At 75.8% G+C, this 22082-nt stretch carries 16 protein-coding genes; 4 read left to right on the plus strand and 12 right to left on the minus strand.

What is annotated here, in order from left to right; genetic code table 11:
- Nucleotides 1-33: 33 nt before the first annotated feature.
- Nucleotides 34-897 (plus strand): DUF3824 domain-containing protein, encoded by an 864-nt coding sequence (locus Q3W71_RS01980; protein WP_302917545.1) that lies wholly within the window; start codon nucleotides 34-36, stop codon nucleotides 895-897.
- 67 nt (nucleotides 898-964) lie between these two features.
- Here Q3W71_RS01980 and Q3W71_RS01985 read toward each other — a convergent pair whose 3' ends face one another.
- The 4 genes from Q3W71_RS01985 to Q3W71_RS02000 all read right to left on the minus strand — a co-directional run bounded on the left by Q3W71_RS01985 (nucleotide 965) and on the right by Q3W71_RS02000 (nucleotide 3865).
- Complete coding sequence (locus tag Q3W71_RS01985) at nucleotides 965-1381, minus strand: VOC family protein (RefSeq protein WP_302917546.1); 417 nt, start codon at nucleotides 1379-1381, stop codon at nucleotides 965-967.
- On the minus strand, nucleotides 1378-1785 hold the full coding sequence (locus Q3W71_RS01990) for a VOC family protein (protein WP_302917547.1): 408 nt from the start codon (nucleotides 1783-1785) through the stop codon (nucleotides 1378-1380). The genes Q3W71_RS01985 and Q3W71_RS01990 overlap by 4 nt, the downstream gene beginning before the upstream one ends.
- 158 nt (nucleotides 1786-1943) lie before the next feature.
- The gene (locus tag Q3W71_RS01995; protein WP_302918701.1) at nucleotides 1944-3122 is read right to left on the minus strand and encodes a cell wall metabolism sensor histidine kinase WalK; all 1179 of its coding nucleotides are present in this window, start codon (nucleotides 3120-3122) and stop codon (nucleotides 1944-1946) included.
- Nucleotides 3123-3196: 74 nt separating this feature from the next.
- Nucleotides 3197-3865: a response regulator transcription factor gene (locus Q3W71_RS02000; protein ID WP_302917548.1), complete on the minus strand. Its 669-nt coding sequence runs from the start codon at nucleotides 3863-3865 to the stop codon at nucleotides 3197-3199.
- Between the two features lie 148 nt (nucleotides 3866-4013).
- Between Q3W71_RS02000 and Q3W71_RS02005 the strand changes: the two genes are divergently transcribed.
- The gene (locus tag Q3W71_RS02005; RefSeq protein WP_302917549.1) at nucleotides 4014-5273 is read left to right on the plus strand and encodes a peptidase C39 family protein; all 1260 of its coding nucleotides are present in this window, start codon (nucleotides 4014-4016) and stop codon (nucleotides 5271-5273) included.
- 1 nt (nucleotide 5274) lies between these two features.
- Here Q3W71_RS02005 and Q3W71_RS02010 read toward each other — a convergent pair whose 3' ends face one another.
- Together Q3W71_RS02010 and Q3W71_RS02015 are read right to left on the minus strand one after the other, a co-directional pair.
- Nucleotides 5275-6567 (minus strand): PQQ-binding-like beta-propeller repeat protein, encoded by a 1293-nt coding sequence (locus Q3W71_RS02010; protein ID WP_302917550.1) that lies wholly within the window; start codon nucleotides 6565-6567, stop codon nucleotides 5275-5277.
- Entirely contained in the window at nucleotides 6564-7871 is a 1308-nt protein-coding gene (locus Q3W71_RS02015; protein WP_302917551.1) for a PQQ-binding-like beta-propeller repeat protein, read from the minus strand. Before Q3W71_RS02015 ends, Q3W71_RS02010 begins: the two co-directional genes overlap by 4 nt.
- A 108-nt stretch (nucleotides 7872-7979) precedes the next feature.
- Here Q3W71_RS02015 and Q3W71_RS02020 point away from each other — a divergent pair, with 108 nt between their 5' ends.
- The gene (locus Q3W71_RS02020; protein WP_302918702.1) at nucleotides 7980-9818 is read left to right on the plus strand and encodes a hypothetical protein; all 1839 of its coding nucleotides are present in this window, start codon (nucleotides 7980-7982) and stop codon (nucleotides 9816-9818) included.
- 165 nt (nucleotides 9819-9983) lie between these two features.
- Here Q3W71_RS02020 and Q3W71_RS02025 read toward each other — a convergent pair whose 3' ends face one another.
- Nucleotides 9984-11783: a hypothetical protein gene (locus tag Q3W71_RS02025; protein ID WP_302917552.1), complete on the minus strand. Its 1800-nt coding sequence runs from the start codon at nucleotides 11781-11783 to the stop codon at nucleotides 9984-9986.
- Nucleotides 11783-13873, minus strand: coding sequence for a hypothetical protein (locus Q3W71_RS02030; RefSeq protein ID WP_302917553.1), 2091 nt, complete (start codon nucleotides 13871-13873; stop codon nucleotides 11783-11785). The genes Q3W71_RS02025 and Q3W71_RS02030 overlap by 1 nt, the downstream gene beginning before the upstream one ends.
- A 170-nt stretch (nucleotides 13874-14043) precedes the next feature.
- Between Q3W71_RS02030 and Q3W71_RS02035 the strand changes: the two genes are divergently transcribed.
- Nucleotides 14044-15240, plus strand: coding sequence for a hypothetical protein (locus Q3W71_RS02035; RefSeq protein ID WP_302917554.1), 1197 nt, complete (start codon nucleotides 14044-14046; stop codon nucleotides 15238-15240).
- Between the two features lie 139 nt (nucleotides 15241-15379).
- Here the strand turns inward: Q3W71_RS02035 and dxs are convergent, their stop codons facing one another.
- The 4 genes from dxs to Q3W71_RS02055 all read right to left on the minus strand — a co-directional run bounded on the left by dxs (nucleotide 15380) and on the right by Q3W71_RS02055 (nucleotide 21936).
- The gene (dxs, locus tag Q3W71_RS02040) at nucleotides 15380-17335 is read right to left on the minus strand and encodes a 1-deoxy-D-xylulose-5-phosphate synthase (protein ID WP_302917555.1); all 1956 of its coding nucleotides are present in this window, start codon (nucleotides 17333-17335) and stop codon (nucleotides 15380-15382) included.
- Between the two features lie 82 nt (nucleotides 17336-17417).
- Nucleotides 17418-18575, minus strand: a complete 1158-nt coding sequence (locus Q3W71_RS02045; RefSeq protein ID WP_302917556.1) for an anhydro-N-acetylmuramic acid kinase — start codon at nucleotides 18573-18575, stop codon at nucleotides 17418-17420.
- Between the two features lie 54 nt (nucleotides 18576-18629).
- Nucleotides 18630-19865 (minus strand): class I SAM-dependent RNA methyltransferase, encoded by a 1236-nt coding sequence (locus tag Q3W71_RS02050; protein WP_302917557.1) that lies wholly within the window; start codon nucleotides 19863-19865, stop codon nucleotides 18630-18632.
- Nucleotides 19858-21936, minus strand: coding sequence for an APC family permease (locus tag Q3W71_RS02055; RefSeq protein ID WP_302917558.1), 2079 nt, complete (start codon nucleotides 21934-21936; stop codon nucleotides 19858-19860). The genes Q3W71_RS02050 and Q3W71_RS02055 overlap by 8 nt, the downstream gene beginning before the upstream one ends.
- Nucleotides 21937-22082 lie beyond the last annotated feature (146 nt).

The raw sequence follows: 22082 nt of genomic DNA on the forward strand, positions 1-22082 counted from the left end.
TCGCCACGACCTCGACACATCTGGAGCTGACTGATGTCCCAGCCGCCGGCCAGTCCCTACGGGGACCACGGCTCGTACCCGCCCCCGTCCGGGGGCTACCCCTCCTCCCCGCAGCCCGGGGGCTACCCGGCGCCGCAGCAGGGCGGTTACCCGTCCCAGCAGTCCGGCGGCTACCCGCCGCAGCAGTCCGGCGGTTACCCGTCCCAGCAGTCCGGTGGCTACCCGCCGCAGCAGTCCGGTGGCTACCCGCCGCAGGGTGGCTACCCGCCCGCCCAGCCCGGCCAGGCGTATCCCCCGGCCGGCCCGCCGCCGAAGAAGAAGTCCGGCGCCGGCAAGATCGTGCTGATCGTGCTGGCCGTGGTGCTGGTGCTCTGCCTCGGCGGTGCCGCCGTCACCTGGTTCGCGGTCAAGGACGACGTGGGCGACGCCGTGGACGCCGCGAAGACCCGGGTGGTCGCCCCGGCCACCCTGGCCGGCCGCCCGCAGATCACCGACACCGAACTCGCCTCGCTCTCCGAGCAGATGGTCAGCGAGATGAAGTCGACGGTGCAGAACGAGACCAGCGCCGTCGGCGCCTTCTACGGCGACCCGGCCAAGCAGGACCTGGTCATGGTCGCCGCCGCGTCCGGTCTGATCGCGGACCCGAAGAAGGAGCTCGACGACGCGGTCAACGGCCTCTCCGCCGAACTGGCGGTCAGCAACATGGCCGACGTCGACCCGGGCCCGCTCGGCGGCGACGCGCGCTGCGGCGACGGCAAGACCGACGCGGTGGAGCTGGGCGTCTGCGTCTGGGCCGACAAGGGCAGCGTCGGCATGATCGTGATCTTCTTCTCCTCCGCGGACAAGGCGAAGGCCGAGTTCGTCGGCATGCGCGGCCAGATCGAGCAGCGCTCCTGAGGCCGTGACCACGCCGGGCCGGGCCCCGCCACCGAGGTGGTGGGGCCCGGCCCGCGTCGTACCCGGATCAGGCCGACGGCGCCTCGCCGGCCGGGGTGACGGGCGCCGCGGCGGCCCGCTCGGCGGCGCTGCGCAGCACGCAGAACTCGTTGCCCTCCGGGTCGGCCAGCACCACCCAGCCCGAGCCGTCCGGCCGGCGCTCGTCGGCGACCCGGGTGGCGCCGATGCCGAGCAGCCGCTCGACCTCCTCGTCCCGGGTCCGGTCGGTCGGCTCCAGGTCGAGGTGCAGCCGGTTCTTCACCACCTTGCCCTCGGGTACGGCCAGGAAGAGGACCTCCGGCCCGCCCGGCGGCAGCAGCATCGCCTCCGGGTCACCGGGGAAGTCGTCGGGCTGGCGGGGGCACTCGAAGACCTGCGCCCAGAAACCGGCCAGGGCGTAGGTGTCGCGGCAGTCGATGCCGATGTTGTGGATCCGTGCGCTCACTGCTGTTCCTCCATGTCGGATGTACCCGCCCGCTCCGCCGCGCCGCGCAGGACGCAGAACTCGTTGCCCTCCGGGTCGGCGAGCACCACCCAGCCGGTGCCGTCGGCGCGCCGCCGGTCGTCCACCAGGACGGCGCCGAGCCCGAGCACCCGGTCGATCTCCTCGTCCCGGGTCCGGCCGGCCGGCTCCAGGCAGACGTGCACCCGGTTCTTCACCGCCTTGGTCTCGGGCACCCGCTGGAAGAACACGTGCGGGCCGGCGCCGTCCGGTGGCAGCAGCACCGCCTCCGGGTCACCGGGGACGTCGTCGGCGTGCCGGGCGTAGCCCAGCACGGCCGACCAGAAGCCGGCGAGGGCGTAGGTGTCGTGGCAGTCGAAACTGATGTTGTGTATCCGTGGGAACACGGGGGAAGCCTCCGTGGTCGAGGCGCCCCGTGTGCGTGAGCGTCAGCCGGCGAGCCGGGGCGCGGACGTCATGACGATGGACATTCGACGCACCCCCCTCCGATCCCAGGCTGACGAGGTGATCTTTCCATCCGCCCGACGGCGGCCGCAACCCCCGGTCAGCGTCCGCCCGGCGGCCCGGCGTGTTCCTCGGCGGTCACCGCCGGGGCGGCGTCCGCCGCCGGCAGCGTCACCGTCACCTCCAGGCCGCCGCCGGGCTGGGCGACGGCCTGCACGGTGCCGCCGTGCGCGTCGCAGACCGCGCGGACGATGGAGAGCCCGAGGCCGGAGCCGCGGGCGCCGGTGCGCTCCCGGCCGCCGCGGCGGAACGGCTCGAACAGCCCCGGCACGTCGGCCGGATCCACCTCGAACCCGGTGTTCCCCACCACCAGCCAGGACCGGCAGCCGTCCGAGCCGGTGCGCACCCAGAGCCGGCCGTGCAGGTGGTTGTAGCGGACCGCGTTCTCCACCAGGTTGCCGGCCAGCCGGTCCAGCAGCCCGGGATCGCCGACCACCGGCGCCGACTCCAGCGAGGTCTGCACCCGCAGGCCGATCCGCTCCACCTCCCGGCGTACCGCCGACAGGGCGTTGGCGGTGCCGGCGGCGAGGTCGCACTCGGTACGCCGGCCGAGGCGGCGGCCGGCCTGCGCCTCGCTGCGGGCCAGCACCAGCAGCGCGTCGACCAGCCCGTTGGCCCGCTCGGAGGCGTCCCGGACCACGGTGGCCATCCGCCGGTACTCGGCGGTGTCCGCCTCGTCGTCGCTGAGCGTCACGTCGATCTCGGTACGCATCACCGCGAGGGGGGTGCGCAGCTCGTGCGAGGCGTTCGCGACGAACCGCTTCTGCGCCTCGAACGCGGCGGCGATCCGGTCCAGCATGGCGTCGAACGTCTTGGCCAGCTCGGCCACCTCGTCGTCCGCGCCCGAGTAGCCGATCCGCTGGTCCAGGGTGGCCTCGCCGAGCCGCTGCGCGGTGGCGGTGACCTGGTGCAGCGGCCGCAGCGCGCGTCCGGCCACCGCGTACGCCCCGGCCACCCCGACCACGCTGATCGCCAGCAGCGCGACCAGCCCCTTGGCCAGCAGCTCCGCGGACGCCGCGTCCACCAGCTGCCGCTGCCACTGCGCGGCATCCAGGGTCCGGCCGTCGGCCAGCACCACGGTGGTGCCGGGGAGCAGCTCGTCGGTCGGGCGCAGCGCGTCGCGGACCAGCAGCCAGGCCAGCAGCACCAGGATCGCCCCGGCACCGACCAGCAGCACACCGTTGAGCAGGGTCAGCCGCAGCCGCAGGGTGGGCCGCAGCCGCGACCGCCGGGTGGCGGCGCCGCCCTCGGCCCGCGACTGCGCCGCGCGTGGCCCCACCTCGCTCCGGGCGCTCACGGTGCCACCTCGGCGGTGCGGTAGCCGGCGCCGACCACCGTCTCGATCAGCGGCGGGTCGCCGAGCTTCTTGCGCAGGGTCATCACGGTGACCCGGACGATGGTGGTGAACGGGTCGGTGTTGGCGTCCCAGACCCGCTCCAGCAGCTCCTCGCTGGAGACCACCGCGCCCCGCGCCTTGAGCAGCTCGCACAGCACGCCGAACTCCTTGTTGGTCAGGTCGACCGGGACGCCGCCGCGGGTGACCACCCGACGGGCCGGGTCGAGCACCAGGTCGGCCAGGGACAGCACCGGCGGCGCGGCCGGGGTGGCCCGCCGGCCGAGCGCCTGCACCCGGGCCACCAGCTCGTCGAAGGCGAACGGCTTGGGCAGGTAGTCGTCCGCACCGAGCTGCAACCCCTCCACCCGGTCGGCCACCGTGCCGCTGGCGGTCAGCATCAGCACCCGGGTCAGCGTGCCGGAGGCGGCCAGCTCGGCGCAGATCTGGTCGCCGTGCATCCCGGGCAGGTCGCGGTCGAGCACCACCACGTCGTAGCGGGTGACGAAGGCCATTTCGTGGCCGCTGTCGCCGTCGTAGGCGACATCCACCGCCATGCCGCGCCGGCGCAACCCGCGCGCGATCGCGTCCGCGAGGTTCCGCTCGTCCTCGACCACCAGCACCCGCATCCCCGGTCCTCCTCGCCGCTGACCACCCGACAACCTAGTGCCGGCCGCCAAACCAGCGTCCCGCGCCGTCCCGGCCGGCCGCCATTGCAGAAAACCTTCGTCGTACGTAATGCTGCTGGCGGGAATCTACGGAACGGACGGAGCTGTCATGACCGACGCGGCGGCCCGGCGGGACATCGCCTACCAGGGCTTCCGGCTGCCCGGCGACCTGGCCGCCGGGACGGCGGCCGGGGTGCGCGCGGAGGCCGGGGGCCTGGCACTGGCCGAACCGGCCGGCCGCCGGGAGCACCGGCTCCCGGACGGCAGCACAGCGGTGTACGAGTGGGGCAGCTGGACCACCCCACCGGTCCCGGTGGGCTTCGCCGTGCACGAGGTGGTGCCGTCCTGGACCGCCGACAGCCCGGCCGGCTGCTGGCTCCGGGTCGAACTGCGCGGCTGGCACGACGACCGGCCGGCCACCGGCTGGTACCTGCTCGCCGACTGGGCGGCCGACGACGCGACCGTGCGGCGCACCTCGGTGCCCGGGCAGCGCGACGGCGACGCCCGGGTGGAGACCGACACGCTCGTCGTGGGCGAAGCGACGGTCACCGGCTGGCAGGCCCGGGTGACCCTGTTCCGGCCGGTCGGTGGCACCGAGGGTCCGGTGCTGCGCTCGGTCGGCGCGATGGCCTCCGGCCGGCCGGTCGCCGCCGCGGTCCGGCCACCGGCGGGCGGCCCGGGCGCCCCGGGCCCGGACGGCGTCCACCCGGTCCCGGTGGCGGCGGCGCCGGCCGGCGCGCCCGACCGGCGGCCGGGCTGGGGCACCGTGCTCGACGTGCCCCGGTACTCCCAGCGGCTGCACGCCGGCGAGCACCCGCGGTGGGGTGGCGGCGGCGACTCCTGGTGCAGCCCCACCTGCACCTCGATGGTGCTCGCCTTCTGGGGCGCCGCCCCGGCGCCCGAGCGGTACGCCTGGGTGCGCCCGCCCGGCCCGCGCCCGGTGGTGGTGCACGCCGCCCGGCACTGCTACGACCACGCCTACGCCGGGGCCGGGAACTGGCCGTTCAACACCGCCTACGCCGGTTTGCACGGGATGGACGCCTTCGTCACCCGGCTGCGCTCGCTCACCGAGGCGGAGGCGTTCGTCGCCGCCGGCATCCCGCTGATCGTCTCCGCCGCCTTCCGGGCCGGCGAGGTGCCGGGACTGGACTACGACACCCGGGGGCACCTGATGGTGCTGGTCGGCTTCACCACGGCGGGCGACCCGGTGCTCAACGACCCGTACGCGCCGGACGACGAAGGGGTGCGCCGCACCGTGGACCGGAGCCGGTTCGAGGCGGTCTGGCAGGCCGGCAGCGGCGGCGTCACCTACGTGGTCCGCCCGCCCGGGGTGCCGCTGCCGCCGGCCCCGGCGCAGGCCAACTGGTGACTCACCGCAGCCGCCAGATCCGCAGGGTGTTCCCCGGCGCCTGGCAGACCAGCGTGCCGGACTGCGCGCCGCACCGCCGTGCCCAGCCGGGCAGCACGGTGAGCACCCGGGTGCGGGCGGCGGGGAGGTCCAGCTCGGCCAGGAGCATCCGGCCGTCCGCCAGCCGGCGCAGGCCGTAGCGCGGCTGGCCCGCCGGCCACTCCCAGAGCGCCTGCCAGCGGCCCAGCTCACCGAGCACCCGGCCGGTCGCCGGATCGAGCACCGCCAGCGGCCGGTCCTCCCGGTCGTCCGGCCGGCCGCTCTCGGCGAGCAGCCGGTCGCCGACCGGCGCCAGGTGCGACCAGCGCGGGTCGGCCCAGCGGGTCCGGCCGGTCTCCGGGTCGACCACCCGCACCCCGGCGTCGGGCTGGTGCAGGCAGACCGCCGGCCCGCACGGGCTCGCCCAGCCCGTCTGCGGGTCGGGGGGCAGCGTCCAGCGCCGGCGCAGCGACGGCACGTCGTAGCCGGCGATCCCGCCGGTCCCGTCGCCGACCAGCAGCACGTCGCCGACCAGCTCCAGGTAGCGGTGCCCGGCGTGGCCGATCCGCGGCAGGTCGGCCGCGCCGAGCCGGGCGCCGGTTCGCGGGTCGTACAGCTCCACCCGACCCGCGGGCGAGACCGCGGCGACCAGGTCCACGCCCCCGCCGGCGTACCGGTAGGCGGCGAAGCCCTCCGCGGCCACCGGCACGGCCCAGCCGGGCGCCCCGGTGGCCGGGTCGACCGCCCGGACCGTCTGCCCCGGGCCGGGTCGGTGCGTCTCCAGCAGCACCCCGCCGCCCGCCACGGCCAGGGCCCGGCCCGGTCGCTGCCACCGCAGCTCGCCGGCGTCCAGGGTGATGGCGCTGGTGGACGCGTCGTCGCCGGCGGACGACGCGGTGCTGACCAGGAGCAGGTCGTCGTGCACGGTCAGCCCCATCGGGACGTCGTCGTCCGGCAGCGCCCGGCGCCAGAGCGGTTCCCCGTCCGGCAGCCGGTACGCGACCAGTTCCCGGGCGGTGCCGTCGGCCGGCAGCAGCCCCTGCAGGACCAGCAGCCGGTCACCGAGCAGGAGGAAGTCCGCCGGATCGGTCGCGGGCACGCTCACCGTCGGCGGGCCCGCCGGTGGGGCCGCCCCGGCGGTGAGCGTGCCCAGGGCGAGCAGGAGCGGCAGCGCCGCCCGCCACCAGCGGGCCGGCGGCCGGGGCCGGCCGCCGGCGGGCTCGGGCTCGGGGTCGCGTGGCCGTTCCCCCAGGTCGATGACCACGTCGCCGGTCATCCGGGCAGCCGCCGCACCAGGAAGCCGTCGCGCAGTCGGCGACAGAGGATCAGGTCCCCGTCGACCTGGCAGTCCCCCGCCACGTCCCGGAGCACGTCGTGCCCCCGCGCCCGGCCGGTGGCGGCGTCCAGTTCGGCGACCAGCAGCCCGCCGCCCGGTGCCGGCCGGGTCCCGACAACCCGTTGCTCCGCCGTCCGGGACGGCACCAGCTGCCAGGCGCCGAGGTCGGCGAGTTGCCGGCCGGTCGCCACGTCGACCACCACCACCCGGTCCGTCCCGGACGAGGTGGTCGTGAACCCGAGCATCCGGCCGTCCCGCTCGGGCAGCAGGCCGGTCCAGCCCGCGTCGGCCCAGCGCTCCTGGCCGGTGGCCGGGTCGAGCGCCCGGATCCCGCCGGTCCGGCCGGCGGCGCAGAGCAGGTCGCCGCACGGGTGGAGGTAGGCGGTCAGCGGAAGGTCCACCTCCCAGCGCCGCCGCAGCCCGTCCAGTTCGTACCCGGCCACCCGGCCCGTCTGGCGGTCGATGGCCACCAGCAGGTCCCCCACGACCTGGCGGTCCGTCGAGGCCGGCAGGGCGGGCAGCTCCTCCCGGCGCAGCCGGGCGCCGGTGCCGGCGTCGTAGACCTCGACCGCGCCGTCGGCCGGGACCAGCACGAGCTGCTCGATGAGGCCGTCGCGGCCCTGGTAGCTCACCCCCTCCGGCGGGACCGGCAGCGACCACAGCGCCCGGCCCGAGGCGAGGTCCACCGACCGGACCCGGCCCGGGCTGTCCAGGCCGCCGGTCTCCAGCAGCAGCCGCCCGGCGGCGTCCAGCCGGGCCAGGCCGGGCTGCCGCCAGCGCAGCCGCCCGGTGTCGGCGTCGAAGACCATGGTGTCGCCGCCCCGGAAGCCGTTGAGCCCGGCCGCGGAGAGCAGCAACAGGCCGTCGCGCACCTCGAGCCCCCAGAGCTGTCCGGCCCCCGGCAGCGGCACCCGCCACAGCGGGGCGGGTCGCTGCGGGGTGGCCGTCGCCCGCTCGGGGAGCGGGTAGGCGACCAGGTCACGGGTGCCGTCGGTGACCCCTTCGGCGGGCTGCGCGACGTAGAGCCGGCCGCCGGCGACGAAGGCGTCCGCGGCGGCGGAGCCCGGCACGACGGCCGCGACGCGGGCCGGCGGCGGCGTCGCTCCGGCCGCCGTGGCCAGCACCAACGCCAGCACCACGGCGCTCCGCAGTGGACGACCGGCCGGCCGGAGCGGCCGGCGGACCGGCCGGGACCGTTCGGGCTCCGGCGGGTCGCGCAGCTCACCGAGGTCGATCAGCGTCACGTCGTCCTCCCCGTCGGCCCGCGTCCGTCCGGCAAACCGGCCGTGGCCGTACCGGGCCGGCAAATGCGACGCATCACGCCTGTACGATGGCGCGTCGTGGCTGCGCCGATGGTAGACCCCGTACCGACCCGAGTCGCCGACCCAGTCGCGGCGCCGCCGTCCCGGCGTACCCGCTGGCGGCCGGCCCGCGCCGACGTGCTGGCCGTGGCCGCCTACCTGGCGCTCGGCGTGCTCGTCTGCCTCAACTACTGGGTGGACGTGCAGCACCGGGTCTCCTCGCACCTGCCCACCGACCACAGCTGGTTCGAGTGGCTCTTCTCGCACGGCGCGTACTCGGTGCGGCACCTGGAGAACCCGCTCTTCACCACCCGCCAGAACGCCCCGGACGGGGTGAACATGATGGCGAACACCTCGCTGCTCGGGGTGACGCTGCCGCTGGCGCCGCTGACCATGCTGCTCGGCCCGCAGGTGGTGTACGCGCTCTACCTGGGCGCGGCGCTGGCGGCGACCGCGGGCACGGCGTACTGGGCGCTCTCCCGGCACCTGGTGCGCTCCCGGGCGGCGGCCTTCGTCGGCGGCGCGTTCCTCGGCTTCGCGCCCGGCATCGTGCACCACGCCAACGGCCAGCCCAACTTCGTCTCCAACTTCCTGCTGCCGCTGATCGTGGTGCGGGTGCTGCGGCTGGGCGAGCCGGGCCGCTGGCGGCGCAACGGCGTCGTGCTCGGCCTGCTGGTGGCGTACCAGATCTTCATCAACGAGGAGATGCTGCTGCTCACCGCCCTGGCCTGCCTGGTCGTGGTGGTGGCGTACGCGGTCATGCGGCCGCGCCGGGCGTGGGCGGTGGCCGGCACCTTCGCCGCCGCCCTCGGCGTCGGCGGCGGGCTGGCGCTGCTGCTCACCGCGTACCCGATCTGGTTCCAGTTCAACGGCCCGCAGTCCTACCGCGGCCTGCAGGGCGGGGTGTTCCACAACTGGGGCGAGGACCTCAAGGCCTTCGTCACCTTCCCCCGGGACACCATCGCCGGTGACGAGGCGGTGGAGCAGACCATCGGGCTGACCGAGCAGAACACCTGGTTCGGCTGGCCGCTGGTGCTGCTGTCGCTGGTGGCGCTGGTGCTGCTGGTCCGCCGCTGGTTCGCCGCCCGGATCCTCGCCGTGCTGGTGGTGGTCTTCGCGGTGGCCGCGATCGGCCCAAAGGTGCGGTACGACGGGGTGGAGACGGCGACCGACGGCCCGTGGGCGTACATCCCGGACGACCTGCCGCTGGTCGAGATGATGATGCCGACCCGGCTGGCCCTGGTGGTGGTGGCAGCGGTCGGCGTGCTGCTCGCGCTGGCCTGGGAGGCGGCCTCCGGCGCGGGCCGCCCGCCGGTGCCCGCGCAGCGCGCCGACGAGGCGGACGCCCCGGCCCGCCCGCGCCGCCGCTGGATCCGGCCGGTCGGCTACGCCGCCATCGCGCTGGCGGTGCTGCCGCTCGTCCCGCGTCCGCTGCCGGCGCAGCCGGTCGACCCGCCGCCGCACTTCATCACCGCCGGTGGCTGGCGCCCGTACGTGCCCGACGGCCGCACCCTGGTGCCGGTGCCGATCCCGAGCAACGTGCACGGCCTGCCCACGCTGCGCTGGAGCGCGCTGACCCAGCACGCCTTCCCGATCCCCGGCGGCTACTTCATCGGCCCGAACGAGCTGGGTGAGGGGGTGTTCGGCGCGCCGAACCGGCCGACCAGCAGCCTGATCTACTCCACGATGGACAAGGGAGCGGTGCCGGCGCTGACCGAGGAGAACCGCCGCCAGGCGGTCGAGGACCTGCGCTTCTGGAACGCGTCGGTGGTGGTGCTCGGCGCCCATCCGCGCGAGGCGGTGCTGCGGGAGCTGATGACGGCGCTGCTCGGCCCGCCGCAGCGGGTCGACGACGTGTGGCTCTGGGACGTCCGCCCGCTGGTGCCCTGACGGCCGGCCGCCCGCCGCGCGTCCACCGCGGCGAGCTGTCCCGGCCCGCTGAACCCCGCCCGGCCGGCCCGCCGATCGGCACCCCGCAGACGGTGCCGCGGATCGGCTACGGCCAGCTCCCGCCGGCCGGGCGCGGGGCACGGCCGGCCGGCGGGTGCCGCCCGGTCAGCCGACGAGAGCACGCACGTCCCAGACCCAGGCGCCGGCGATCTCCCGGCCGGGGCCGAGCAGCTGGTCCACCGTGCGGCGCACCGGGTCACCCCGGTGCAGTCCGCCCTGGACCACCACCGCCGCCCGCCAGTGCCGCAGGTCCTCGACCGCCTGGCGGCGGTCGGCGTCGGTGACCACCGGCACCTCGCCGGTCTCGGCCACCCGCCGCAGCAGCACCGAGGTGGGCCGGTCCGGGGCGCCCCAGCGCGCGGTCGGGTCGTCGGCGGACCGGGGGCCGATGAAGTAGCCGCCCGGCGCGTCGAAGGCCAGCCCGGTCCGGGCCGACCAGAACATCGCCGGGCTCAGGCCGGCGCCGGTCACCGGCGGCACCGGCACCACTGTGCGGCCCGCCGGCACCGACGCCCGCCAGCCGCCCTCGGCCACGTACGGCGGCACCGGCCACGCCGGCACGGTCCGGATCGGCGTCGGGGTCAGCGGGAGCAGCGCGGCGGCGACCGCGCCGGTCCAGAGCAGCCGCACCGGCACCCCGACCGCCGGACCGTCGCCGGGGGTGGCCGCCGGCCGCAGCGACCGGACCCGGTCCAGCGAGAGGGCGAGCAGGATGCCAAGCACCGGTACGCAGACCAGCGACAACCGGGCCGGCACCGCCAGGTCCAGCAGCGGCAGCCCGGAGACCAGCCGGTACGGGCCGGGGATACCGGTCGGGGTGCCGTCCAGCCGGATCTGCTCGCCGAGCGAGAGCAGGGCGAACAGCACGCCGCAGACGGCCAACGCCCGCACCAGCGGCCGGCGCCACAGCCAGACGGTGACCACCACGGCGAGCACCAGCAGCCCCGGGCCGAAGAACGAGTTCTCCTCGGTGGGGTTCGGCGACAGCAGGCCGGGCAGGTAGTCGTCGCCGAGCACGGTCTGCCGGGCCGACGCGGTGAACGAGGCGGCGTCCAACTGGTAGCCGTACGCGTGGAAGGGCATCCCCCGGTAGTGGCCGGGGCCGAAGAACTGGAACCACAGCGGGTACGCCAGCAGCACCACCGCGACCGCCGCGCCGACCCCGATCCGGCCGCACAGCGCGGGCGCCAGCCGACGGGCCGCCGCCCGGTCGGCCAGCGCGTACGCGACCACGAACACGCCGGCCGCGAGGGCCACGAAGACCAGCACCTCCTCGCCGAGGAAGACCTGGTAGGTGACGGTCAGGCCGAGCAGCGCGCCGGAGCGCCAGACCCGGTCGGGCGCCGGCCGGAACACCAGCGCCAGGATCAGCGGCACCAGGAACTGCGCCGCCATGTGCAGGTGCGCCCCGGCCTGGGCCACCATGCCGGGGGCGAAGCCGCAGCAGAGCCCGCCGACGGCGGCGGCCAGCCGGGAGTCGACCAGCCGGCGGCGCAGCAGCACGTACCAGGCGGTCGCGGTGCCGGCCAGGCAGCAGACGACGGCGGTGAGGAAGGCGGCCTGCGAACCGAAGAGCAGGGTGACCGGGGTCAGCGGCAGGCCCAGGCCGAGCACCGAGGTGTTGGCCATCAGGTTCACCCCGTCCGGGGCGTTCAGCGCCGTGCTGTGCAGCGGGTTCTCCAGCCCGACCACCGACCGGGCGGCGCGGGCCAGCATCCACTCGAACAGGACCTGGTCGCCGGCCTGGTGGAACAGCCGCTCCGGGCGACCCCACTGACCGCTGGTGAGCAGCACCGCCAGGGCGAGGTAGCCGGCGACCACCAGCAGGTCCGGCGGGCGGACCGGCCAGCGGCGCCGCCGGGCGGGCGGGGCGTCGGCGGGTGCGGTGGTGGTGCCGACCGCCATCAGGCCGGCTGGTCGGTCAGCGCCCGCACGTCCCAGACCCAGACGTCCAGCTCGCGGCGGCCGGGGCCGACCAGCTGCTCGACGGTACGCCGCAGCGGCTCCGCGTGGTGCTGGCGCACCGGCAGGACCAGGATCGCCGCCCGCCAGTGCCGCAGCTCGTCCAGCGACCGGCGGCGCTGCCGATCGTCCAGTTTGGGGGTACGCCCGGTGGTCGCCACCTCCTCCAGCAGCTGCCCCAACCCGCTGGGGCGGCCGCCGAAGCGACCCGGGTCACCGGTGTTGCCGTTGCGCGGGGCGAGGAAGTAGCCGCCGGGAATCTTGAAGTCCAGGTTGGTCGACGCCGCCCAGCGCATCCCGTGCGTGTTGCCCATGCTCGGCACCGGGATCGGCACCAGGGTCTGGTCCGGCCCGACGTAGCCGCGCCAGCGGTCCTCGGTGATGAAGTCGGGCACCGGCGGGCGGGAGGTCATGTGCAGCGGCATCGGCGCGATCGGCAGCAGCGCCAGCACCAGCCCGGCGATGGTGAGCGTCCGTACGGTGCGCCGGTCCAGCGGCAGCGACCGGGCCCGCTCGACGGCGAGCGCCAGCAGCACGCCGATCACCACGCTGGTGATCAGTCCGAACCGGGTGGGCACCACCGCGTCGAGCAGCGGCAGCCGGACCAGCCACTCCCACGGCCCGGTGAACAGCTCCCGGTCCCACCAGGACACCCGCTCGCCGAGGGAGAGCACGGCGAAGAACACCCCGGTCGCGGCGAGCGCGCGGACCAGCGGCTCGCGGCGCAGCCAGAGCACGATGCCGACGGCGAGCAGCGACAGGCTCCAGCCGAAGAAGGCGTTCTCCTCCGAGTAGTTAGGGGCCAGGTTGACGTTGGCCCGCTGGTTGCCGCCGATGGTGGGCGAGCCGGGGGCGAAGAAGGCGGCGATGTCGTTGCCGTAGTCGCGCACCGCGTCGCTCAGGCCGTGGTACGCCATCGGCCCGCCGAACTGGATGTAGAGCGGGTACGCCAGCAGCGCGCCGGCGAGCACCGCGCAGACCGCCAGGCCCGCGCCGAGCGGCCGCCACGCCGCCGACCAGAGCGCCGGCCGCTGGACCAGCACGGCGAGCAGGAAGACCCCGCAGGCCAGCGCGGTGAAGAGCAGGATCTCCTCGTTGATGAACGCCTGCGCGGTGACCATCAGGGCCAGCAGCACGCCGTCGCGGACCGGCCGCCGGGACCGGGTGAGCACCAGTACCCGCCAGACGATGAACGGCAGCAGGAACTGGCTGATGATGTTCGGGTGCCAGCCGGCGTGCGAGAGCATGGCCGGCGAGAACCCGCAGAACCAGCCGCCGACCACCGCGGCCAGCGGGGTCTGTACGACGTGCCGGCGGAGCATCACGTACCAGGCGGCGGCGGTGCCGGCGAGGCCGAGGGTGACCAGCACCACGAAGGTCACCGCGGGGCCGAAGAGCAGGGTCACCGGCACCATCGGGATGCCCAGCGCGAGGATGGCGGTGTTCGCCATCAGGTTCACGCCGTCGGGGTAGTTGAACTGCTCGGTGAAGAACGGGAACTCGCCGTGCAGCACCACCCGCACCGAGTGGGCGAGGAAGAACTGCACCTGGGCCGGGTCGCTGCTGTAGAGCGGGGCGACCCGGCCGGCCGGGTCCACCCAGATCTGGCTGGTCACCCAGAGCGCGGTGAGCAGGAAGAGCCCGAACACGGCGAGGTCGGTGCGGCGGCGGCGCCACCACCGGGGCCGGGGCGCCGCGCCGCCGGACGCCGCGCCGTCGGGCTCCGCCGACGGGGCAGCGGGCCGCGCCGGCTCGACCGTGGGCCGTGCCGGGTCGGCGGCGGGCTCCGGCTCGGCGGGGCCGGCGGGCGCCGTGACCGGCTCGGTGGTGACCGGGTCGGCGGTGGTGACCGGGTCCGGGGTGGACGGCGCCGGCAGGGTGTCGACCCCGGCGCGGGTCGCCCCGTTCGGGGCCGGCGCGCCGTCCGGGGCGGCGTGACCGTTCGCCGTGCCGCCGCCGGCGGTCACCGGATCGGACGCGGTGGTGGCGTCGGATTCCGGCGAGGACTCGGCGCGGGTCTCGGCAGGCGTCACAGTCGGCGGAGTCTACCGGAGCGGGAAAATGTCCCCAAAGCCACCGCGAGGTCCCTTGTGGTGGCTCGGCTGGCGGCGGTGGGACGGGGTGCGAGCCGCCGCGTCCGGCTGACCGGACATCTCGTACTATGGCGCTTTCACGACGGCAGCTCGACCGAGGGGGCGTACAGGTGGCTCCAGTCCGCCGGCGCGGCATGACGGCCACCGCACTGCTGACCCTGCTGCTGACCGCCACGGCCTGCGGCCCGGTCGCCGACCGGCAGCAGCCCCGCGAACTGCGGGTGGGCTACGACAGCCGGGACGGCTCGCTCACCGTCTGGCCGCCGCGCGGCGCGCTGGCCGGCGACGCCGCGGTGACCGCGGCGGTGACCGCGGCGGTACGCGACTGGCGGTCACCGGTTGACGACCGGGTGCACCTGCCCACCTCGGGCATCCTCTTCGCCGGCGAGGTGGACGGCGCGCCGCTCGCCCTGGTGGCCGCGGACGTGCCCGGCGAGAGCGCCTCCTGGCTGCTGCAACTCACCCGCGACGGCGACCGGTACGCGGTCACCCGGGCCACCGAGTACACCGACCCCGGCTACCTCGTCTACTCCGACGTGCTCCCGGTGCAGACTCCCGCCGGCCGGCGCTACCTCACCTCGGCCCGGGTGCAACGCCTGCTCGGCCCGAACGGCAAGGCGTTGACCAGCACCGACGGCCTCACCGAGCCGGTCGACGTGCCGGCCTGCCGGGCGGTGGCGGTGACCGCCACGCTGCGCTCCACCGAGTCGCTGCCCCGGGGCCGGGCCGCCGAGCGGCTGCTCGACCTGGGCACCGGCACCGCCGATCCGCGCTACCCGCTGGTCCGCGACGAGAGCGGGTCGGGCAAGCGCGCGCTGGCCGGCCTGGACACCTGCGCGCTGGCCGGCGAGGAGGGCCCGTTCGGCAGCATCCCCCGGCGGATCGGCGACCGGGACGCGCCGCGCTCGGTGCCGTCGTCCTGGCCGATGGAGAAGGTCGCCGTCCGCACCCTCGGCGAGGTGGCCCTCGGCGGCGGCGAGCCGGCCGAGCTCCAGCAGCTGAGCTGGGAGACCGCCACCGGCCCGATGACCGCGGTGGTCTACCGGCCGGCCGACGGCGGTCCGGCCGTGGTCTCCCCCGCCGACCAGGCCAGCCCGTTGCAGACGTACCTGCTGCCGGTGCCGGGGCAGCCGCTGGTGGTGCTGAGCTGGCGGGCCACCCGGGACAGCTCGCTGTCGGTGCCCCCGGGCACCCCGCGGCTGGTGGACCGGCCGGGGCTCACCGTGGTGCCGGAGCCGGCGCGCACGGAGACGTTCAGCCTGGCCGGGTCGGGCAAGACGCACTACCGCTCGGTCGGCGGCCGCTGACCCACGCCGGCTCCGCGGCGCCGGGAGGCGGGTGACGGAGCGCTCTCGCCGCGTTGCCGGTCGAGCAGCACGGCCGGCCCGCCGCGACGGCGACGGCGGGCGTCCCGGTGACCCGGGGCCGCCCGCCGTCGGTGAACGCTCAGTTCGACGCGGCCGCGTCGTCGGCGGAGAGCCGGACCGGCTCCACCGGCTCGACGTCGAGCCGGGAGATCCAGCCGGTGACGTCGCGGGCCACGTCCTGCGCGGTCAGGCCGAGGTCGGCCAGGATCTGCGCCCGGGTGCCGTGCGGGTGCCAGTCGGCCGGTACGCCGAGGTCGCGCAGCGGCACCCGGACGTCGGCGTCCCGCATCGCCTGGGCGAGCGCGTCGCCGACACCGCCGACCCGCACGCCGTCCTCGACGGTGACCACGAGGCGGTGCCCGGCGGCCAGCTGGACCAGCTCGGCCGGGATCGGGCGGACCCAGCGCGGGTCGACCACGGTGACCCCGTAGCCCTGCTCGGCGACCCGGGCGGCCACCTCCATGCCCAGCTGGCCGAACGCGCCGACCGCGACCAGCAGCACGTCGGTACGCGCCGACTCGGCCAGCACGTCGACCGACCCGACCCGGCGCACGGCCGGCAGGTCGGCGGCCACGGTGCCGGTCGGGAAGCGCACCACGGTCGGGCCGTCGTCGACGGCCACCGCCTCGCGCAGTTCCTCGCGGAGGGTGGCGGCGTCCCGGGGCGCGGCGATCCGCAGCCCGGGCACCACCCCGAAGACCGACATGTCCCAGATGCCGTAGTGGCTGGGGCCGTCCGGGCCGGTGATCCCGGCCCGGTCCAGCACGAAGGTGACCGGCAGCTTGTGCATCGCCACGTCCAGCAGGACCTGGTCGAAGGCGCGGTTGAGGAAGGTCGCGTAGACCGCCACCACCGGGTGCAGCCCGCCCAGCGCCAGCCCGGCGGCCGAGGTGGCCGCGTGCTGCTCGGCGATGCCCACGTCGTAGGTGCGCTCCGGGTACTTGCGGGCCAGCGAGGCGATGCCGGTCGGCTCGGCCATGGCGGCGGTGATGCCGACCACGTCGGGCCGCTCGTCGGCGATCGCGACCAGCTCCTCGGCGAAGACGTGGGTCCACTTCACCGACGGGGCGGCGACCAGCTTGCCGGTCTCGATGTCGAAGGCGCCGCCGGGGCCGTGCAGGCAGTCCGCCTCGTCCTCCTCGGCCGGCCGGTAGCCGTAGCCCTTGCGGGTGACCGCGTGCACGATCACCGGGCCGCCGAAGTTCTTCGCCGCGCGCAGCGACGACTCGACCGCCGACACGTCGTGCCCGTCCACCGGGCCGACGTACTTGATGCCGAGGTCCTCGAACATCGCCTGCGGGGCGACCGCGTCCTTGATGCCCTTCTTGACCGCGTGCAGCACCTCGTACATCGGCTTGCCGACCAGCGGGGTGGAGCCGAGCGCGTCCTTGACGGTGTCCAGCACCTTCTCGTAGCCGGGGTTGAGCCGCAGCGAGGAGAGGTGGTCGGCCAGCCCGCCGATGGTCGGCGAGTACGACCGGCCGTTGTCGTTGACCACGATCACCAGCGGGTTGCCGCTGGTGGCGATGTTGTTCAGCGCCTCCCAGCACATGCCGCCGGTCAGCGCGCCGTCGCCGACCACCGCCACCACGCTGCGCGACTCGCCCCGCAGCGCGTACGCCTTGGCCAGGCCGTCGGCGTAGGAGAGGGCGGTGGAGGCGTGCGAGTTCTCGATCAGGTCGTGCTCGCTCTCCGCCTGGCTGGGGTAGCCGGAGAGCCCGCCGCGCTGGCGCAGCCGGTCGAAGCCGGCCTGCCGCCCGGTCAGGATCTTGTGCACGTACGCCTGGTGGCCGGTGTCGAACAGGAGCCGGTCCCGGGGGGAGTCGAAGACCCGGTGCATGGCCAGGGTCAGTTCCACCACACCGAGGTTGGGCCCGACGTGCCCGCCGGTGCGGGAGACCTTCGCGATCAGGAAGTCGCGGATCTCGGCGGCGAGGACGTCCAGTTCCTCGGCGGACATCCGCTTGACGTCCTGCGGACCGCGCACGGTGGCCAGCAGCCGGCCCGGGGCGGCCGTGTCCTGTTCAACACTCATGACCGGAGAGTCTATCGGCCGCCCGGTACTCCGCAGCCCGGGCCGAGCCCGCCCGGCCCCCGGCGCCGGGCTGAGCACCAGCTCAGGACCGGATCCGCAGCCGGCGCGGCGGGGTGGGCGGGACGGCGTCGCGGGCCGGCCCGGCCGGGGTCCAGGAGCCGAGCACGGCGGCCCGGGTGGCCCCGGTCACCGACGGCAGCGCGCCCGGCAGCCCGTGCCAGGAGTGCCAGCCCAGTAGGGCGAACGCGTACGCCTCCTTGGCCTGCGCGGGCACCCCCAGCTCGTCGGTGGTGCGCAGCCGCCACCGGCCGGCGCCCAGCGCCGCCAGCCGGCGCCGCAGGGTGGGGTTGCGCACCCCGCCACCGGCCGCCACCACCTCGACCACCCGGTGCCGGTCGCACTCGGCGGCGACCACCCGGGCGGTCAGCTCGGTCAGCGTGGCGAGCACGTCGTCGGTGGGCACCGGCTCGCCGACCGCGGCCAGGTGCCGGTCCAGGTACCCGGCGTGGAACAGCTCCTTGCCGGTCGACTTGGGCGGCGGCGCGGCGTAGTACGGCTCGGCCAGCAGTGCGGCGAGCAGCCCGGCGTGCACCCGGCCGGCCGCCGCCCGGGCCCCGTCGGTATCGCACGGGCGGTCCAGGAGGCGGCGGGCGGCCGCGTCGAGCAGCGCGTTGGCCGGCCCGACGTCGTACCCGAGCACCGGGGCGCCCGGCGCGACCACCGTGAGGTTGGCGATGCCGCCGAGGTTGAGCGCCGCCCGCGGCCCGGCGGCCGGGTCCAGCAGCAGCGCGTCGAAGGCCGGGACCAGCGGCGCGCCCTGCCCGCCGGCCGCGATGTCCGCCGAGCGCAGGTCGCTGAGCACGGGTACGCCCACCCGGGCGGCCACCCGGGCCACCGCGCCGAGTTGCAGGGTGCCCCGGGCGCGCCCCTCGGCGACCCAGTGGAAGACCGTCTGCCCGGGCGAGACCACCGCGTCCGCGCCACCGGCCAGCTCGACCCCGACCGCCGCCGCCTCGGCGAAGACCTCGCCGAGCCGGTTGTCCAGCCGGCAGACCGCCTCGACGGTGGTGCCGGCCGGGGGCAGCAGCGCGCCGATCTCGGCGCGCAGCTCGTCGTCGTAGTCCAGCCCGCGGTGGCCGAGCGGGCGCAGCCACAGCGTGTCGCCCTCGACCTCGAACTCGGCGGCGGCCACGTCCACCCCGTCGTAGGAGGTGCCCGACATCAGCCCGACGATCTTCACCGGGCCAGGCTAGCGCCACCCGGCCGCGCGGTCGGCCGGGGCACCGCGGCCGGCTCAGTCGGGCGGCAGCAGCAGCCCGACCAGCTCGACGTGCTGGGTCATCGGGAACAGGTCGAAGCCGCGCACCGTGGCCAGCCGCCAGCCGAGCCCGGTGAAGGTGCGCACGTCCCGGGCGAAGGCCGCCGGGTCGCAGGCCACGTACGCCACCGCGCGCGGACCGGCGGCGGCCAGCTCGCGCACCACCCGGGCGCCGGCGCCGGAGCGCGGCGGGTCGAGCACCACCACGTCGACCGGGCCGGTGATCCGGCGCCGGGCCAGCGCGGTCTCCACCCGGGCCGCCACCACCTCGACCTGGCGCAGGTCGCGCAGGTTCTCCCGGGCCGCGGCCACCCCTTGGGCGGCCGACTCGACCAGGGTGACCCGCCCGCCGGGGCCGACCCGGTCGGCCACCGCCGCGGCGAACAGCCCGGCCCCGCCGTAGAGGTCCCAGGCCGACTCCCCCGGCCGCGGCTGCAGGGCCGCCAGCACCGCGCCGACCAGCGTGTCCGCCGCCGCCGGGTGCACCTGCCAGAAGGCGGACGCGGGCAGCGTCCACTCCCGGCCGGCGGCCACCTCGCGCACCTCGGCCGGCCCGTCGACCGGCGTGGCGACCCCCTCGGCGACGGTGGAGACGGTGACGTCGCCGCCGGTGGAGGCGACCGTGTCCACCGCGTCCGCGTCCGGCCAGCGCGCCCCGCTCGGGCTGAGCACCGGCAGCTCCTGGATCACCGGGTGGGCGATCAGGCAGCGGTCGATCGGCACCACCTCGTGCGAGCGGTGCTTGAGCAGGCCGGCCCGCCCGGCCGCGTCCACCGCGTAGCGCACCCGCGAGCGCCAGCCCAGCGGGCCGCCGGGCAGCGCCTCGACCCGTACGCCCAGCCGGTCCAGCTCGTCCCCGGTCAGCCCACCGAGCCGGGTGAGCTGCTCGCGCACAACCGCGGCCTTCCACTCCAGCTGCGCCGCCGGGGTGACGTGCTGCAGGTCACAGCCGCCGCACCGGCCCGGCTTCGCGTACGGGCAGGGCGGCTCGACGCGCTCCGGCGCGGCGGTCAGCACGGTCACCGCGTCGGCCCGCACGAAGCCCTTGTGCACCTCGGTGACCTCGGCGACCACCCGCTCGCCGGGCAGCGCGTGCCGGACGAAGACCACCTGGCCGTCCACCCGGGCCACGCAGTGCCCGCCGGGGGCGACCGCCCCCACGGTCAGCTCGACCCGCTCGGCCTCCTCCAGGCCCCGCCCCGGCTCAGTCACGGCGGGCCCCGGCGCCACGGCCGCCCTCCCCGGGCTCGTCGGCGCCGAGCGGCGGCACGGCCGGCGGCAGGGTGCTGCGCGGCACCACCCGCGGGCCCCGGGCCGGCCCGCGGCTGAGCGTCGCGTCGAGCCGGTCGAGGTTCTTGCTGGCGGTCGACTCCAGCTGCCACGGCACGCTGGTCACCATCACCCCCGGCTCGAAGAGCAGCCGGCCCTTGAGCCGCAGCGCGCTCTGGTTGTGCAGCAGGTTCTCCCACCAGCGGCCGACCACGTACTCCGGGATGAAGACGGTGACCACGTCGCGCGGGGACTCCCGGCGGACCCCGGCCACGTAGTTGAGGATCGGCCGGGTGATCTCCCGGTACGGCGAGTCGATCACGGTCAGCGGCACCGGCAGCTCCCGCCGCTCCCACTCCTCCTGGAGATCCCGGGTGTCCTTGTCGTCCACGTTAACGGTCACCGCGGTCAGCGTGTCCGGCCGGGTGGCCCGGGCGTAGGCGATGGCCCGCAGCGTCGGCTGGTGCAGCTTGCTGACCAGCACCACGGCGTGGTTACGGGCGGGCAGCACGGCGCGGCCGCCGTCCGGCGGGGTCAGCTCGTCGGCCACCCGGTCGTAGTGCCGGCGGATGGCCAGCATCAGCACGTAGATCACCGCCATCGCGGCGATCGCGATCCACGCCCCGAGCAGGAACTTGGTGACCAGGACGACGACCAGCACCGCGCCGGTCATCGCCATGCCGAAGGTGTTGATCGCCCGGGAGCGGAGCATCCGCCGCCGGGCCTGCGGGTCGCGCTCGGTCTTCAGGTGCCGGTTCCAGTGCCGGATCATGCCGGCCTGGGAGAGGGTGAACGAGACGAACACCCCGACGATGTAGAGCTGGATGAGCCGGGTCACCTCGGCCTGGAAGCCGACGATCAGCACGATCGCGAAGACGGCCAGGAAGACGATGCCGTTGGAGAACGCCAGCCGGTCGCCCCGGGTGTGCAGCTGGCGGGGCAGGTAGCGGTCCTGGGCGAGGATCGAGCCGAGCACCGGGAAGCCGTTGAACGCGGTGTTCGCGGCCAGGAAGAGGATCAGCGCGGTGGCCCCGGCCACCACGTAGAGCAGCACCGAGCCGGAGCCGAAGACCGTCTCGCCGAGCTGCGTGGTGACCGTCTTCTGCACGTACCCCTCGGGGCCGGCGACGATCTGCAGGGCCGGGTCCTCGACGAACTGGAGCCCGGTGAGCCGGGACAGCCAGATGATGCCGACCAGCATCGCCACCGCGATGGTGCCCAGCAGCAGCAGGGTGGTGGCCGCGTTGCGGCTCTTCGGCGCCTTGAAGGCGGGCACCCCGTTGGAGATCGCCTCCACGCCGGTGAGCGCCGCGCAGCCCGAGGAGAAGGTGCGCAGCAGCAGGAAGACCAGGGCGAAGCCGGTCACGCTGTGCTCGGCCTGGATCACCAGGTCGGCGCTGGGGGCGCGCAGGTCGTCACCGAGCACGAAGATCCGGATCAGGCCGGTGAGCAGCATCGCGCCGATCACGATGACGAACCCGTAGGTGGGGATGGCGAAGGCCGTCCCGGACTCGCGCAGCCCGCGCAGGTTCATCGCGGTCAGCAGCACCACCGCGAGGACCGCGATGAGCACCTTGTGGGTGGCCACGAACGGCACCACGGAGCCGAGGTTGGCCACCCCGGAGGAGACCGACACCGCGACCGTCAGCACGTAGTCGACCAGCAGCGCGCTGGCCACCCCGACGCCGGCGCGCGGCCCGAGGTTGACCGTGGCCACCTCGTAGTCGCCGCCGCCGGAGGGGTAGGCGTGCACGTTCTGCCGGTAGCTGGCCACCACCGTCAGCATCACCACGACCACGGCGAGGGCGATCCACGGCGAGAAGAGGTACGCCGACGCGCCCGCGATGGAGAGCGTCAGCAGGATCTCGTCCGGCGCGTACGCCACGCTGGAGAGGGCGTCGGAGGCGAAGACGGGCAGCGCGATGCGCTTCGGCAGGAGGGTGTGCTGGAGCCGGTCGGACCGGAACGGTCGACCGACGAGCAGCCGCTTCAGCAGCGAGGTGGGACTGGCCACAACCGCCAAGCGTACGACCCGCCGTCCGGGCGCGCGGGGGTGGTCGATCACGTCGGGGGCGCCCCGGCGGAGTACCGTCGGTGCCCGCCCGTGCCGGGAACGTGGCAGGCTCGCAGACACACGCCCGATCCGGCGGGGGCGGGTGG

Source organism: Micromonospora sp. C28SCA-DRY-2 (genome assembly GCF_030519475.1).
In the GTDB taxonomy this organism is placed as follows: domain Bacteria; phylum Actinomycetota; class Actinomycetes; order Mycobacteriales; family Micromonosporaceae; genus Micromonospora.